Raw genomic sequence first — 15,368 nt, 5'->3', positions numbered from 1 at the left:
GTTACCCAAAAAAATTATCTTTTTTTAAGAAAAAATACTAAAGCACTAAGTATTAGCACTAAAATAAGAGAAAAAAGAATTCCGTATAGGAATATATTTGATGAAAATAGTTTGGTTTCAGCATCACCAATTAATATGAAAGTTGCCCAGTAATGAGGAGAAGCATCTGATAAGGAAGCAGATTTTAAGTAGTTAATTTTTGCATTGTGTAATGCTTTGGATTTGGTCTGACCTTCTTCTAAATTATGATAGAAACTCTCCATAATTTGGGCAGTAGATTTATCATTGGCATTCCAAAGAGAAGAGACTACTGTGTTAGCTCCCGCGTAGAAAAAACCTCTTGCCAAACTCATTACACCTTCACCTTCGGCTATTTCTCCTAAGGATGTATTACAAGCGCTTAGCACCACTAATTCTGCCTGATTTCTGGAGGTATACAGCTCATGATACTCTAGATTAGTATCGTAAAATGCGATCTGAAGATTATCAGAAAAATTGGCATGTGTGGCCAGATGAATTATCTTATAATCAGAGGTTTTAGATAAAAAATTTTGTTTGGAAGCCTCTTTATTATCATACCTATCTCCTACTATATTTTTAGTGATACCTGCTATCTCTTCGCTACTATTACTAATATCTTCAAGATCATCGTGATCAAAATTTATAGGGGCAAATGTTACTATGTCTCTAGAAGGCATTCTATTTACAGTAGCATTGTGGTGTAGAAACGACATAGAATACGCGTAACTTATTTCATTATCTTCAACGAGGTATCTACTTGTATCTTTATCTATTATTAAGGACTCAAAGGGAATATATTGTAAGATGCCATCCGGAATAATTACCAAATGTTTCTGATCTAGAGACATAACGATTTTGTCTTTGGGCACTAATAAACCATATAGTTCTAATGCTGTTTTCTGAAAAACTAATCGATCCTGTTCTGTCTCAAATGGCTTAGACAAATAGTTTCTATATATTTTAACAAGCTTTTCTAATTCACTTAGCTCACCAATTCTAATGATCTCTGTTTGTGTTTTAGAAATAAACGTAGCATATACTACACTAAAAGAATCATAATACTCATCCTTATTCGTGATATATGATATTACGATATCGTCTTGATCCATGTTTTCTTGAACCTCCTTTAGATCTACAATGTCGGTGGTATTTTGATCTTTATAATATGCCGGAAATAGTATTTTTAAAGAATCTTCTTGCTTCTGGTATTTTTGTTTTAAATCAAATCGTGCATTTTCTAATAATACAATGTTATCGTTATTTTTATTAGTTAATATTTGATTTTCAAGGTCTAAAATCTGTTTTTTTAAATCATTTTCTAATGCCAATATTGTTTCAGGTAACTCTGACTTATCAATATTCTCAAGAATATCCTCCGTTAAAAGAAGTGCTTTCTTTTTTTCTGAGAAATAAAAAGCTTTTTCACTTTCTTTAAGCACTTCGCAAATTAATATTCCTTTTAGATAAATTTCTGAAGCTTTTTCTCTCCAATATAACCTAGATCCATCTTCTTTACTGATACCAATCAAAATATCTACTAACGTATCTGCTGATAGCAAGTTGGACAATGCAAGCTCTAAGTGTTTTTTATTATTCTTCTCTTCATACAACTTTATAAGGATAGTAGATTTCTGAATTAAAGCCAATAAAATATTATGTTGGTTATCAGAGATTTTTAAGTCATTAAGCTTTGGTAACACTTCAATATTTTCACCTACATTAGCACTCTCACTAAGAGATTTCTGTATATTATCTAATGCTTTATCATACTGATTATGTTCTAAAAAAAAGTGACTAAATTGATGATAGACAACTGACTTCTCTTGTGGTTCTCTAGCATATTTTAGTCCATTTTTTAAGAAAAAGAGAATACTGTCTTTTTCTTGTAATTTATGATCTATATAAAGAAGACCCAATGTAGTATATGAAGTATGTATAAAAGTAGAATCATCGTCCTTTATTGCTTGATCTAAATTTCTATTGCAATAATACTTAGCCTTATCAAAATCATATCTTTCTGCTTTAGTATAAAAATTTGCATAATAATTATTAAAGATTCTATAATCTATTGTTGAATACGTTGGCAGCTGATTAAAGAGCTGATCGATTTTATCTAATAATTCTTTTAATCTATCTAAACTATCAGGAGTACTCATTTCGAGCAAAATTAAAGCGTGGTTCAGGTACTTAATAAGTAGCACATTTTTATTCCCAATTGCCTCGAGTATAGAAATTCCGTGAACATAATATTCATCAGATCTAAAAAAATCCCCAGTCAAACTGTAGTACTTTCCTAATTCACAATGCGCTCTAGCTGTGGAATAATCATCTACATTAAGTGCTATTACTTCTCGATAACATCTTAAAGATTCTTCAAAATTTTTAATTCTAAAATACAAAAACCCTAGTTTATATAGGGCTTTTGCATACTCATTATTCTTTACATCCAACTTTCTATATAAAGATATTTCATATTCTGTGTAATCAATTGCTCTTTCGTATGACTGTATTCTATAAAGTTTCTTTGAAAAATCGCCGGCAATATTAATCGCCTCTAACTCTTCTCTATTACTTTCATATAAAGCAATAATACTGTCAACTTTTTTTTCCATAACGGAAATCTCAATATCCTCGTGATCCCACAAAGATTCATAGTATTCATAAAGATCCTGAGAGTGCGCACCAGTACAAAAAAGTATAAAAAGAACGGATAATTGAAATTTGTACAAGTTCACTAATTCCCGCCATTATAATTATCACAGTTTTTATTAAAGATCACCTGTTTTATTACTTCTCGTAAAGGCTCATCAGATGTGCTACCAACAAGAGGCGCTGGCATTCTAGCTGCTTCCACAGTCCATGTTTCTGTATCTTCATCCTCGCATTGTACCATATCGGAAATTAACAACAAACCTCTGTAATGCACTCGTACTTGATTTTTTACACTTTCGGGAGTCCCTGCTACATAAATGATTAAAACTTCCATTCTTCCTTCCTCGTCTATATAAGGTCTCCATTTTCCTTCAATTGTTTCTTCAATAGTAATATCGTTTGCAACCGGATCAGAGGTACAACCAACGATAAAAATCATTGCACAAATAATTGTAACTTTATTCAAAAAAAATTGTCTAATCATTATCTTACTTTTTTAAATTATAATATTTTCACCCTATTAGTTACCAAAAAGTTCATTTTGTTACCCAGGCGAAGATAGATATTTTGTTTAACTATGGAATCACAATATTTTAATGATTAAAAATGAACAATATCTTACCAGTTTATTGAGCAATGATTCTAAAGGAATCATGAAAATTTATACAGAAGTTTTTCCCAGAGTGAGAAAGTTTCTTTTACAAAATAAGGGCACCCAGCAGGATGCAGAAGATATTTTTCAGAAAGCATTAATTCAAATTACCGTTCGATATAGAAAAGAAAGATTTGAAATCAATACAAGTTTTGAAGCCTATCTATTTACTGCTTGTAAAAATTTATGGCGCAGACAATTAAATACTTCAAAAAATAGGGTAACAAATAGTGATGTTATTGAACTAGTACCTGCAGAGCGCGATACTGCATTAACTATTTTAGAGCAAAAGAGATGGGAATTATTTACAGAAAAACTTGATTTGATCTCAGAAAACTGTAAAAAAATATTGACTATGTTTTTTAACAATAGCTCATATGCCGACATTGTTAATAAAATGGGATATAGTTCTGAAACTGTTGCAAGGCAACGTGTTTTTAAATGTAAAACAAAATTATCCAAGACGATTAAAGAAGATCAACGCTATAATTCACTAAAAAAATTATGAGTATAGAAGAAGACATGCTGATTCAAAATTTTCTTAAGGATACTCTTTCGAAAAAAGAAAGAAGCGAAGTTTTGCTTAAAATGGAAAACGATAATGATTTTCGAGAAAAGGTAAACTTCGAAAAACAATTACTTCTAAACCTAAATGAAAGTGAATGGAGTATTAGTACGAATCATGAATTACAGGAAGTAAAAGAATACGAAGCATTGCTTAAGAGTGAATCTACTAAGGTATTAACAGATACAATTAGTGCCGTAAATCATGAGTACCAGTTAAAACAAAACAGAGGAAGCCAATCCTGGCTTTTATATACAGGTATAGCAGTTATTTTGGTTCTTATCGGTTTCACCATTTTTTCTCCTTTTAAAGCTACTCCCGAAGAATTATATGTAAGTTATTTAGATGTATCGGAATTACCTTCTTTAGTAGATCGAGGAAGTAGTGAACAAAAATCACTCATCGAAGCACAAAAATTATTTGAAACCAAAGAATATGATGAAGTTTTGGATATTTTAATCAATGGTATAGATGGTAATACAAAAAACAGAGCGATCGTTTATTTATATACCGGAATTTCTCAAATGGAATTGAATCAATTTGATAGTGCAGAAAAAACTTTTGATGAGCTAATTAATAGCAACCTAATAGATGCTCCTAAAGGAACTTGGTATAAGTGCTTACTTTATCTAAAACAAAATAAAACAGAAAAAGCAAAGAAATTACTTTCAGAAATGGTCAAATACCCAAATGGTTATAAACACAAAGAAGCCTTAGAGCTTTTGGATAAGTTATAAATAAAAAATCCATCCGCATAAAACGAATGGATTTTTATAATAAACTCTGTATAAATTTTAGAATACTATTTTCTTAATTACCCTAAAACTTCAGCTACTTTTTTACCTATTTCTGCGGGAGAATCCACTACGTGAATTCCACACTCTCTCATAATTGCTTTTTTAGCAGCAGCAGTATCTTCGCTACCTCCAACTATCGCTCCAGCGTGTCCCATAGTACGTCCTGCAGGTGCTGTTTCTCCAGCAATAAATCCAACTACAGGTTTAGAAGTTCCGCTTTCTTTGATCCATCTAGCGGCGTCAGCTTCCAATTGTCCTCCGATTTCACCAATCATCACAACACAACTTGTATCCGGATCATTGATTAATAATTCTACTGCTTCTTTTGTAGTAGTTCCAATAATTGGATCTCCTCCAATACCAATGGCAGTAGTAATACCTAATCCTTGTTTTACAACTTGATCAGCTGCTTCATATGTTAAAGTTCCTGATTTAGAAACAATACCTACATTACCTTTTTTGAAAACAAAACCTGGCATAATACCTACTTTTGCTTCACCTGGAGTGATAACACCCGGACAGTTAGGGCCAATCAAACGACATCCCTTATCTTTTATATAATTAGAAGCAGTTATCATATCCGCCACAGGAATACCCTCGGTAATAGTAATAATTACTTTAATTCCTGCATCGGCAGCTTCCATAATAGCATCTGCAGCAAATGCAGGTGGTACAAAAATAATACTGGTATCAGCTCCAACCTCTTTAACTGCATCTTCTACAGTATTAAAAACTGGTTTATCAAGATGTGTTTGCCCTCCTTTACCAGGAGTTACTCCACCAACAACATTGGTACCATACTCGATCATTTGACCAGCGTGAAAAGTACCTTCACTACCTGTAAAACCTTGAACTATTATTTTTGAATCCTTATTTACTAGAACACTCATTGGGTTATATTTTTTTATTTTTTAAAGCAGTTTCAAAAGTACGCTTTTGAACACGATAGTTAAAATGAAAAACCAAAAAAAAATCATTTTTCGAGTTTTAAATCTTTTTCTATTTATGAAAGATCATTTAACACGATAAAACTTATCAACCAGATACCGATAATTTATTCAGAGAAAAAAGATTTTAAATTTTCCGGTGTATTATCGCCTTGTTGACTAATCTGATATCCTCTATATAATTTACCATCTTTTAGCTCCCAAATAGCTATAAAATGTGCTATTGCCTCTTCTTTATCGGGTGCTTCGATAGTTTTAGCAACATAGGTATATCGAACCGTTACCATACCATCTTCTTCTAAAAGGTGGCTTATCTCGCATCTAAACGTTTCAAAAGAACTAGACATTTCTTTAAACATGGTCTTGATATCATCAAAACCCTTTTTATTATAACCAAAACTACTATTCCAATTAAGCTCTACCTCTGGATGTAAATATTCAGAAAAGGCGTCTATATTATGAATCAAATCCGTTTGATAGAAAGACTTAACTACCTCTTTTGCTGTTTTACTCATTCTTCTTTAATTTTTCTATTATTTCGGGTATTTGCCTGATGGCTGCAATTTCTTTATACTTTTTTCTAAAATCATCTGCGGGTGTCCCAAAATAGCTTTTATTTCCTTCTAACGATTTACTTATTCCGGATTGTGCTGATATTACAGCCTTGGTACCGATAGTTATACCGCTTGTCACTCCTACTTGTCCCCACAACGTAACTTCATCTTCTAGCACCACACAACCAGCAATACCCACCTGAGAAGCTATCAAACACTTTTTCCCGATAACTGTGTCGTGACCTATATGTACCTGATTATCTATTTTGGTTCCTGATTTAATCGTGGTATCACCTGTTACACCTCTATCAATAGTACATAAAGATCCTAGATCAACGTTATCCTCTATTACGACTCTACCTCCAGAAATAAGTTTATCAAAGCCCTGAGGACGTTTTTTGTAATAAAAAGCATCAGCTCCTAAGACTGTTCCCGAATGTATGGTAACATTATTTCCTATTACAGTACCATCATACAAACTCACGTTTGCGTGTATTACGCAGTTATCCCCAATCACAACATCATTGCCAACAAATACTCCAGGTTGAATAACCGTGTTTTTTCCTATTTTGGATGTTTCTGATATAATCGAAGTAGCTTTTTGAAAAGGTTTAAAATATGTAGTTAACATATTAAAATCCCTAAAAGGATCATCTGATATAAGTAATGCTTTTCCGTCGGGACAATCTACTTTTTTATTGATCAATATTACCGTGGCTGGACTTTCCAAGGCTTTGTCGTAATACTTAGGATGATCGACAAAAACAATATCACCTGGCGTAACCACATGAATCTCATTCATACCTAATACCTGAAAATCAGGGCTACCAATAAATTCCGAAGATATTATCGTTGCAATTTGTTTAAGGGTGTGTGCTTGAGGAAATTTCATTATACAATTTAGAGTTTTAGAATTCGGCTTCTAAATTACTCTTTAATACGCTCTTTATAAGTTCCTTTTTCGGTTTCTACCTTAATCTTGTCTCCTTCATTGATAAAAAGAGGTACCATTACCTCTGCTCCAGTTTCTACTGTAGCAGGTTTTGTAGCGTTGGTTGCTGTATTTCCTTTTACTCCAGGCTCTGTTGATGTCACTTCTAATATAACACTTGCAGGCATTTCTACAGAAAGTGGCATTTGATCTTCAGAATTTATTATAACCGTAACTACTTCTCCTTCTTTTAATAAATCAGGAGCATCTAGAGTAGATTTTTCCAACGTAATCTGGTTGTAATCTTCTGTATTCATGAAGTGATACGTATTACCTTCTGCGTATAAAAACTGAAACTTGTGTGTCTCTACTCTGACATCTTCAATCTTATGCCCAGCAGAAAAAGTATTATCAATTACTTTTCCGGTAGTTACACTTTTTAATTTTGTGCGAACAAAAGCAGGTCCTTTCCCTGGTTTTACGTGTAAAAATTCTATAATTTTATATATATCATGATTGTATTTAATACACAATCCATTTCTAATATCACTCGTACTTGCCATTGTTAATTTTATTACTTGTTGCTATTGTCTATTTTCAATATTTATTAATTTGAGAAATATCCTTTCATGATTCCTCGCTGAGAATTTTTAATAAATTCTAAAACTTCATCACGTTCCGGAGTAGCTTCCATTTCTGCTTCTATGATAGCTACTGCCTGAGAATTATTGTAATTACTTTGATACAAGATTCTATAAATGGACTGTATCTCTCTAATTTTTTCTGTTGTGAATCCTCTTCTACGTAAACCGATCGAATTTATCCCAACATACGAAAGAGGTTCACGTGCAGCTTTTGCATATGGCGGAACATCTTTACGAACTAAAGATCCACCAGTTACAAAAGCGTGATTACCAATACTACAAAACTGCTGTACTGCAGCCATCCCTGCTAAAACTACATAGTCTCCTACATTAATATGACCTGCAAGTGTACTATTGTTCGAAAAAATACAATTATCTCCTACAATACAATCGTGAGCAATATGACAATATGCCATTATCCAGCAATTCTTACCGATTTTGGTTTTCATTCTATCAGTGGTACCTCTATTAATCGTAACACATTCACGGATAGTGGTATTATCTCCTATTTCTGTTGTGGTATCTTCATCATTAAACTTTTTGTCTTGCGGAACTGCAGATATTACAGCTCCCGGAAAAATACTACAATTTTTACCTATTCGTGCACCTTCCATAATGGTTACATTAGAACCAATCCAGGTTCCTTCTCCAATAACTACATTGTTATGAATCGTAGTAAAAGGTTCGATAACTACATTTTTTGCGATTTTTGCTCCCGGATGAACGTATGCTAAAGGCTGATTCATTGATTTTATTTTAATGCTTTAGTTATCATCAAATATCGAATGATGTACTAAATAATTATTTTGATTTTACTATTTGTGCCATAAGTTCTGCTTCTGTTACTAATCTTCCATTAGCATAAGCAAAACCTTGCATATGACAAATTCCTCTTCTGATCGGAGTAAGCAATTCTAATTTGAATATCAGCGTATCTCCGGGCAGCACTTGTTGTTTAAATTTTACTTTATCTATTTTCATAAAATATGTCAAGTAATTTTCTGGATCTGGAACAGTGCTTAGAGCCAAAATCCCACCGGTCTGTGCCATAGCTTCTACTTGCATTACTCCGGGCATTACCGGAGCACCAGGAAAATGTCCTACAAAGAAAGGTTCATTCATAGTCACATTTTTCATTCCTACTACATGCTTATCAGACATTTCCAAAATTCTATCAATCAATAAAAATGGCGGTCTATGTGGAAGCATAGACATTATTTTATTGATGTCCATCAATGGTTCCTGATTCAGATCAAATTGCGGAACTTTATTCCTTTTTTCAATTTTTATGATCTTGGAAAGTTTCTTTGCAAATTGGGTATTTACGTAATGCCCTGGTTTGTTAGCTATAATTTTCCCTCTGATTCTAGTGCCTATCAAGGCTAAATCCCCTATAACATCTAGTAGCTTGTGTCTGGCAGCCTCATTTGGGTAATGAAGCGTCAGATTATCTAATATTCCATTAGGTTTGATTGCAATGGATTCTTTTCCAAATGCGACTTTGAGCTTTTCCATCGTATCTTGACTTAGCTCCTTATCTACATACACTATAGCATTATTTAGATCTCCTCCTTTGATAAGACCATGTTCCAGTAACATTTCCAATTCGTGAAGAAAACTGAACGTTCTGGCATCGGCAATTTCTTCTTTAAATTCTGAAAGATGCTTTAAAGATGCATTTTGAGTGCCTAGAACTTTGGTTCCAAAGTCTACCATTGTTGTTACCTGATATTCATCTGACGGCATTACAATAATTTCACTGCCAGACTCCTCATCGGTGTAAGAGATTACATCTTTTACAATATACTCATCTCTTTCTGCTTCTTGCTCTACTATACCCGCTTCTTCCAAAGCTTTTATAAAAAACTTACTAGAACCATCCATAATCGGAGGCTCTGATGCATTGAGTTCTATTAAAAGATTATCTATTTCTAGGCCAACACAAGCGGCAAGAACGTGTTCTGATGTTTGTATACTTACGCCATTTTTTTCAAGGTTAGTGCCTCTTTGAGTGTTTACTACATAGTTGGCATCTGCCTCAATAATCGGGTTACCTTCTAAGTCAACACGACAAAAAGCATACCCATGATTCTCTGGAGCTGGTTTAAAAGTTAACGTAACTTCTTTACCTGTGTGAAGCCCAACTCCTTTTAGTTCAACTTCTTTTTGAATAGTTCTCTGTTTATTTGCAACGGAATTACTCATTCTCTTTTATCTTTTTCTCAAGTTTGTATACTCTGTCTACTATTTTGGGTAAATTTTTAAAATGTACATAAGATTTATTATAATCAGAGTACCCTAAAGCCGGTGATCCTTGTATCGCTTCTCCGTCTTTTATATTTCTTCCTATTCCGGACTGTGCCTGGATTCTAACTCTATCACCAATTACCAGATGACCTGCTATACCAACCTGCCCTCCGATTAGACAATGCTTTCCTATTTTTGTTGATCCTGCAATACCGGTTTGCGCGGCTATCGCTGTATGCTCTCCGATTTCTACATTATGTGCAATCTGGATCTGATTATCTAATTTTACTCCTTTACGAATAATAGTGGATCCGAGTGTTGCTCGATCTATTGTCGTTCCTGCACCCACATCTACGTTTTCTTCAATGATAACATTGCCGGTTTGTGGCACTTTACTATACTCACCTTTTTCATTAGGTGTAAATCCGAAACCATCCGCTCCAACAATTACTCCACTATGAATTACACAATTATCTCCTATAATAGACTCTGAATAAATTTTAGCACCGGCAAAAACAACAACATTATCTCCTATAGTAACGTTATCTCCTATATAAACGTTCGGATAAATCTTGACGTTTAATCCAATATTTACATTATCGCCTAAGTAAGAAAATGCACCCAGATATATATTCTCACCATATTTTGCAGTTTCAGAAATAAAACTAGGTTGTTCAATACCCGCTTTATTCATCTTTACCATATTATAATAATCCAAGAGTTGAGAAAATGCTTTATAAGCATCATCTACTCTTATTAGTGTAGTCTTTATATTAGCCTCGGCTTCAAAAGATTTGTCTACTATAGTAATCGATGCATCGGTAGAATAAATATATGGAGTATATTTAGGATTAGACAAAAAAGTTAACGAACCTTTAGTTCCTTCTTCTATCTTTGCTAGTTTTGATACCTCAACAGTTTCATCTCCTTCGATTTCACCATTTAGTATCCCCGCAATTTGTGTGGCTGTAAAAATCATTAGCAACAAAAGTATAAAAAATGTGTTAATCTATATACTTTGGATAACAGATAAAATATTTAGTTACCGGTTTTGACAATGCCTTCAAGTTAAATTGATCCGTAGCACTCACAATATCAACTATTTTGCTTGATTTATACAAGATGTTTATATTCTGTTTATTTTGATGGTATGCCTGGTTAGAAATCTTTCCTGTAAACACAAAATAACGAGCTTCATCATCAGAAATTTCATGTTTCATCTTAAATTCCTCCAATCGCTTTTTGATTTTACCTTCGCTAAAGGCTTTCTTTTTTATTTTAATTCTTAATAAATCTCGTTCAATGATCATACAACAAAGGTTTCTCAAGACAAAATCATTAGACATGGCCCATTCTTTCATGGCAGAAACAATATCATAATCATCCAGTTTTGCAAAAGTTTCTAAAACCTCATCTGTAAAATTATCTGAAGTAATTTTATTTTCCAGGAAGAATAATAAAGCTTTGCTCGCGTGTAGCTTTTCTCCTAGATTTACTAATTCTTTGGCTCTTTTTAATACTCTTATCAATAAACTTTCTGCCACAAGACTAGTCTTATGCAAATATACCTGCCAATACATCAAACGTCTGGCTAACAAAAACTTTTCTACAGAGTAAATCCCCTTTTCTTCCACCACCAATTCATCATTAACCACATTTAGCATCGTAATCAAACGTTCACTATTAATATTCCCTTCAGCAACACCTGTATAAAAGCTATCTCTTTTTAAATAATCCATACGATCCATATCTAATTGCCCGGAAATTAGTTGATGAAGAAACAGACGATCATGCTCTCCTTTGAAAATTTGAATAGCGAGCGTTAAACTACCGTTAAATTCCTCATTTATTTTCTCCATAAACATGAGAGAAATCGACTCATGATTGACCTCATTTACAATACTATGTTCCATCGCATGAGAAAAGGGTCCGTGCCCAATATCATGTAATAAAATAGCAATACACAAGGCATCTTCTTCCTCTTCAGAAATACTAACTCCTTTAAAACGAAGGACTCGCACTGCGTTCTGCATTAAATGCATACAACCCAACGCATGATGAAATCTGGTATGATGTGCCCCTGGATACACTAGATAAGACAACCCCATCTGTGATATTCTTCGCAACCTTTGAAAATATTTATGTTCAATAAGGTCGAAAATTAGTTCATTAGGTATGGTAATAAAACCGTAAATTGGGTCGTTTAATATTTTAAGTTTGTTTCTTTTTTTCAAGTTTACTATACTTTTGCTAACAAATATATAGGTATGAATTCAGAATTACGAATTCGGCTTAGTGAATTATAAGATATTATATAATTTAGAAAGTGAAACTATAATTCTTTACTTAGAAAAGATTCTACAAATAACAATGAACACGATTTTGAAATTTAGGATACCATAAGGGTACCATAAGAGAAATCATTAAAAAATGACGAATAAAAACTTTAGCAGATAATGAGCAATATAAAGATACTTTGGGTAGATGATGAAATCGATTTATTAAAACCACATATATTATTTCTGGAAAAGAAAAACTACCAAGTTACTAAATGTCAAAGTGGTACAGAGGCACTAGAAACATTAGAAGAAGAAAATTTTGACATCGTATTTCTCGACGAGAATATGCCAGGACTTTCGGGAATAGATACATTATCAGAAATTAAAGAAAAAAACGACAGTCTTCCTGTAGTAATGATTACTAAAAGTGAGGAAGAGTATATTATGGAAGAAGCGATCGGAAGTAAGATTGCAGATTACCTGATAAAACCGGTTAATCCTAACCAGATTTTACTTAGTCTAAAGAAAAATCTGGATCACTCCAGACTGGTTTCTGAAAAAACAACATCAAATTATCAACAAGAATTTAGAAAAATTGCTATGGAGATGGCAATGGTAAATTCTTACCAAGAATGGGTAGAATTATATCAAAAACTTGTTTACTGGGAAATTCAGTTAGAAGATATTGAGGATACCGGTATGTTTGAAATTCTAGAATCACAAAAGGTAGAAGCAAATTCTCAATTCTGTAAGTTTATAGATAAAAACTATCCTGATTGGTTTAATGGAGACGAAGATGCACCTATTATGTCGCATACACTTTTTAAGGAAAAGGTTGTTCCAGAAATTAGTAAAGATCAACCTACTCTTTTTATCGTTATTGACAATTTGCGATATGATCAATGGAAAGCCTTTGAACCTATCGTTAATAATTACTACAAAAAAGAAGAAGAACTTTCTTATTGTAGCATACTACCAACGGCAACTCAATATGCTCGAAATGCAATTTTCTCAGGACTCATGCCGGCTGATATGAAAAAACAACATCCTGATCTATGGTTAGATGATACTGATGAAGGTGGTAAGAATATGAATGAGAATGAATTTCTAACGGCTCAACTCAAAAGATTAGGTCTAAATATTAAGCACGAATATTACAAAATAACCAATGAAAAATCGGGTAAAACATTAGCCGCAAATTTCAAAGGACTAAAAGATAATGATCTCACCGTAGTTGTTTACAATTTTGTGGATATGCTATCGCATAGTAAAACTGAAATGGAGGTAATTAAAGAATTAGCATCTAACGACAAATCATATAGGTCTCTCACCCAAAGCTGGTTTAAAAACTCACCTCTTTTAGAAATGATTCAGCAAGCTCAGCAGATGGGTTTCAAACTGCTTATTACCACAGACCACGGCACAATCAATGTAAAAAATCCTTCCAAAGTTATTGGTGACAAAAACACGAGCCTCAATTTGAGATATAAGACGGGAAAAAGCCTTACATATGAAGATAAAGAGGTATTAGCAGCCACGAATCCTAAATCTATTCATCTACCCTCCATCAATATGAGTAGCTCTTTTATTTTTGCGAAAGGAGATTATTTCTTTGCATATCCTAATAATTATAATCATTATGTGAGCTATTATAGAAACACTTACCAGCATGGCGGAGTTTCGTTAGAAGAAATGATTATTCCATTTGTAGTGTTAAAACCCAGATAATTTCATTTATTAACTAAAAAAACATAAGACTATTTCGACAAATAGTAGTTTGCTGAAATAGTCTTATCCCATAATAAAATATACTCTTAAGAATAAGAATTCTTTTTCCTTAACCACTAATTACATAGAGACTGACAAACACGCAAACTTGTTAAACAATGAGAATATCCATCTTCTCTACAATCCACGTAATCTTGTCTGCAAGTTTGCTGACAAGAGTTATTAAACCCTCCTTGAACTTTTGATTGTGCTGTTTTGTTCATTACTTCTACATTTTCTAATTTTAAAATTTTTTCTAACATGATTATAAAGTTTAATATCAATTACTATTTAATTTCAATTTAAAAAAAAGATAAAACGAAAATTCTAAAAAGTGCTAAACTGTAGAAAAGAGTGGATGAAAGTATTAAATAGAGGGAAGAGTGCAAAAAGCGAATGTTTTATGATGCTTCTAACTATTTATCTAACAGGGTTTAGAACGCTTTAATGCTATAAGAATTCTAGAGCTATGCTTATTGGATGTTATAAATTTAAAGTATAATTTTACATCAAACTTTAGCTGACTAATTTATTACACAAAATGACAATCACATATGCTTTAAATGAGCTTTCTTTTGTAGCCAAAAAAATAGTAAATAATACTACTTGTAAAACGTTGTTATTCTATGCCGAAATGGGTATTGGCAAAACAACGCTTATCAAAGAGATCTGTAAACAATTAGGGGTCAAAGATAATATTTCAAGTCCTACATATTCTCTCGTCAACGAATATCAAGGAGAGAAAGACACCATTTATCATTTCGATTTTTATAGAATAAAAGAAGAAGAGGAAGCCTATGACATAGGTTTTGAAGAGTATCTGGACACAAACGCTTGGATATTTATTGAATGGCCTGATAAAATCTCCAATCTGTTGCCTGAAAAAAGTATTAAAGTTCAAATTCACCAAGAGAAAGACGGTAAAAGAGTACTTGAATTTGGATAATATATGTTAAAAAAACCATTTAATTAAACTTTAACAGAGCTACTCTTTTTCTTACAGCAATAATCCGTTATTTTTATTGTTCATTTTTACTAGTACTTAATCGGTAAAATTATGGATTTTAACATAAATAACACAAAAGAAATACCATTTTTCAATAGCAAAAGTATTGTATTACGGCTTGCAAATTTACATTTTTTTTGAATTGAGCATTTGTCTGATTTTCTTTTATGTTTGGGGTCTAACGAATTTAAAACCCTGTAACAATGAAAATCACAACCACTGTTCTTTTTAGTTTTTTCTTTACCCTAGCTACTTACTTGATCTCAATTACAGATCAAAACGACCAGACAAAATCTGATACCTCAA

At 32.7% G+C, this 15,368-nt stretch carries 14 protein-coding genes; 4 read left to right on the top strand and 10 right to left on the bottom strand.

Annotated features, from left to right (window positions below; genetic code table 11):
- Positions 1 to 14: 14 nt before the first annotated feature.
- Complete coding sequence (locus ACE94K_RS14390) at positions 15 to 2,633, bottom strand: CHAT domain-containing protein (protein ID WP_378173580.1); 2,619 nt, start codon at positions 2,631 to 2,633, stop codon at positions 15 to 17.
- 122 nt (positions 2,634 to 2,755) lie between these two features.
- Positions 2,756 to 3,157 (bottom strand): hypothetical protein, encoded by a 402-nt coding sequence (locus ACE94K_RS14385; RefSeq protein WP_378173577.1) that lies wholly within the window; start codon positions 3,155 to 3,157, stop codon positions 2,756 to 2,758.
- A gap of 112 nt (positions 3,158 to 3,269) precedes the next feature.
- Between ACE94K_RS14385 and ACE94K_RS14380 the strand changes: the two genes are divergently transcribed.
- Both ACE94K_RS14380 and ACE94K_RS14375 read left to right on the top strand, forming a co-directional pair.
- Positions 3,270 to 3,833, top strand: coding sequence for an RNA polymerase sigma factor (locus ACE94K_RS14380; protein WP_378173574.1), 564 nt, complete (start codon positions 3,270 to 3,272; stop codon positions 3,831 to 3,833).
- Positions 3,830 to 4,627, top strand: coding sequence for a tol-pal system YbgF family protein (locus ACE94K_RS14375; RefSeq protein WP_378173571.1), 798 nt, complete (start codon positions 3,830 to 3,832; stop codon positions 4,625 to 4,627). The genes ACE94K_RS14380 and ACE94K_RS14375 overlap by 4 nt, the downstream gene beginning before the upstream one ends.
- Positions 4,628 to 4,704: 77 nt before the next feature.
- On the opposite strand, the gene sucD is transcribed toward ACE94K_RS14375, so the two are convergent.
- The 8 genes from sucD to ACE94K_RS14335 form a co-directional block, all read right to left on the bottom strand.
- Positions 4,705 to 5,577 (bottom strand): succinate--CoA ligase subunit alpha, encoded by an 873-nt coding sequence (gene sucD, locus ACE94K_RS14370; RefSeq protein ID WP_378173568.1) that lies wholly within the window; start codon positions 5,575 to 5,577, stop codon positions 4,705 to 4,707.
- 164 nt (positions 5,578 to 5,741) lie between these two features.
- A complete protein-coding gene (locus tag ACE94K_RS14365) occupies positions 5,742 to 6,149 on the bottom strand; it encodes a nuclear transport factor 2 family protein (protein WP_378173565.1) in 408 nt (135 codons plus the stop codon).
- Positions 6,142 to 7,080 carry a UDP-3-O-(3-hydroxymyristoyl)glucosamine N-acyltransferase gene (locus tag ACE94K_RS14360; RefSeq protein WP_378173562.1) on the bottom strand — a complete coding sequence of 313 codons (939 nt, stop codon included), beginning with the start codon at positions 7,078 to 7,080 and terminating at the stop codon, positions 6,142 to 6,144. Before ACE94K_RS14360 ends, ACE94K_RS14365 begins: the two co-directional genes overlap by 8 nt.
- 35 nt (positions 7,081 to 7,115) lie before the next feature.
- Positions 7,116 to 7,682, bottom strand: coding sequence for an elongation factor P (efp, locus tag ACE94K_RS14355; RefSeq protein ID WP_378173559.1), 567 nt, complete (start codon positions 7,680 to 7,682; stop codon positions 7,116 to 7,118).
- Between the two features lie 44 nt (positions 7,683 to 7,726).
- Positions 7,727 to 8,509: an acyl-ACP--UDP-N-acetylglucosamine O-acyltransferase gene (gene lpxA / locus ACE94K_RS14350; protein WP_378173556.1), complete on the bottom strand. Its 783-nt coding sequence runs from the start codon at positions 8,507 to 8,509 to the stop codon at positions 7,727 to 7,729.
- 55 nt (positions 8,510 to 8,564) lie between these two features.
- On the bottom strand, positions 8,565 to 9,968 hold the full coding sequence (locus ACE94K_RS14345) for a bifunctional UDP-3-O-[3-hydroxymyristoyl] N-acetylglucosamine deacetylase/3-hydroxyacyl-ACP dehydratase (protein ID WP_378173553.1): 1,404 nt from the start codon (positions 9,966 to 9,968) through the stop codon (positions 8,565 to 8,567).
- On the bottom strand, positions 9,961 to 10,989 hold the full coding sequence (gene lpxD / locus ACE94K_RS14340) for a UDP-3-O-(3-hydroxymyristoyl)glucosamine N-acyltransferase (RefSeq protein WP_378173550.1): 1,029 nt from the start codon (positions 10,987 to 10,989) through the stop codon (positions 9,961 to 9,963). Before lpxD ends, ACE94K_RS14345 begins: the two co-directional genes overlap by 8 nt.
- A 25-nt stretch (positions 10,990 to 11,014) precedes the next feature.
- On the bottom strand, positions 11,015 to 12,244 hold the full coding sequence (locus ACE94K_RS14335; RefSeq protein ID WP_378173547.1) for an HD domain-containing protein: 1,230 nt from the start codon (positions 12,242 to 12,244) through the stop codon (positions 11,015 to 11,017).
- Positions 12,245 to 12,466: 222 nt separating this feature from the next.
- Here ACE94K_RS14335 and ACE94K_RS14330 point away from each other — a divergent pair, with 222 nt between their 5' ends.
- Positions 12,467 to 14,017, top strand: coding sequence for a PglZ domain-containing protein (locus ACE94K_RS14330; protein WP_378173545.1), 1,551 nt, complete (start codon positions 12,467 to 12,469; stop codon positions 14,015 to 14,017).
- A gap of 580 nt (positions 14,018 to 14,597) precedes the next feature.
- On the top strand, positions 14,598 to 15,002 hold the full coding sequence (gene tsaE, locus ACE94K_RS14325) for a tRNA (adenosine(37)-N6)-threonylcarbamoyltransferase complex ATPase subunit type 1 TsaE (RefSeq protein ID WP_378173542.1): 405 nt from the start codon (positions 14,598 to 14,600) through the stop codon (positions 15,000 to 15,002).
- Positions 15,003 to 15,368 lie beyond the last annotated feature (366 nt).

It is taken from the genome of Aquimarina besae, assembly GCF_042434905.1.
Classification (GTDB): Bacteria; Bacteroidota; Bacteroidia; order Flavobacteriales; family Flavobacteriaceae; genus Aquimarina.
The sequence above is the reverse complement of the archived record's forward strand: the minus strand, read 5'-3'. Positions and strand labels throughout refer to the sequence as shown.

What these genes read in the sequence shown, in the direction of transcription:
- ACE94K_RS14390 (WP_378173580.1), bottom strand. Translation starts at nt 2,633, where the DNA reads ATGGAAAAAAAAGTTGACAGTATTATTGCTTTATATGAAAGTAATAGA.
- ACE94K_RS14385 (WP_378173577.1), bottom strand. Translation starts at nt 3,157, where the DNA reads ATGATTAGACAATTTTTTTTGAATAAAGTTACAATTATTTGTGCAATG.
- ACE94K_RS14380 (WP_378173574.1), top strand. Translation starts at nt 3,270, where the DNA reads ATGATTAAAAATGAACAATATCTTACCAGTTTATTGAGCAATGATTCT.
- ACE94K_RS14375 (WP_378173571.1), top strand. Translation starts at nt 3,830, where the DNA reads ATGAGTATAGAAGAAGACATGCTGATTCAAAATTTTCTTAAGGATACT.
- sucD (WP_378173568.1), bottom strand. Translation starts at nt 5,577, where the DNA reads ATGAGTGTTCTAGTAAATAAGGATTCAAAAATAATAGTTCAAGGTTTT.
- ACE94K_RS14365 (WP_378173565.1), bottom strand. Translation starts at nt 6,149, where the DNA reads ATGAGTAAAACAGCAAAAGAGGTAGTTAAGTCTTTCTATCAAACGGAT.
- ACE94K_RS14360 (WP_378173562.1), bottom strand. Translation starts at nt 7,080, where the DNA reads ATGAAATTTCCTCAAGCACACACCCTTAAACAAATTGCAACGATAATA.
- efp (WP_378173559.1), bottom strand. Translation starts at nt 7,682, where the DNA reads ATGGCAAGTACGAGTGATATTAGAAATGGATTGTGTATTAAATACAAT.
- lpxA (WP_378173556.1), bottom strand. Translation starts at nt 8,509, where the DNA reads ATGAATCAGCCTTTAGCATACGTTCATCCGGGAGCAAAAATCGCAAAA.
- ACE94K_RS14345 (WP_378173553.1), bottom strand. Translation starts at nt 9,968, where the DNA reads ATGAGTAATTCCGTTGCAAATAAACAGAGAACTATTCAAAAAGAAGTT.
- lpxD (WP_378173550.1), bottom strand. Translation starts at nt 10,989, where the DNA reads ATGATTTTTACAGCCACACAAATTGCGGGGATACTAAATGGTGAAATC.
- ACE94K_RS14330 (WP_378173545.1), top strand. Translation starts at nt 12,467, where the DNA reads ATGAGCAATATAAAGATACTTTGGGTAGATGATGAAATCGATTTATTA.
- tsaE (WP_378173542.1), top strand. Translation starts at nt 14,598, where the DNA reads ATGACAATCACATATGCTTTAAATGAGCTTTCTTTTGTAGCCAAAAAA.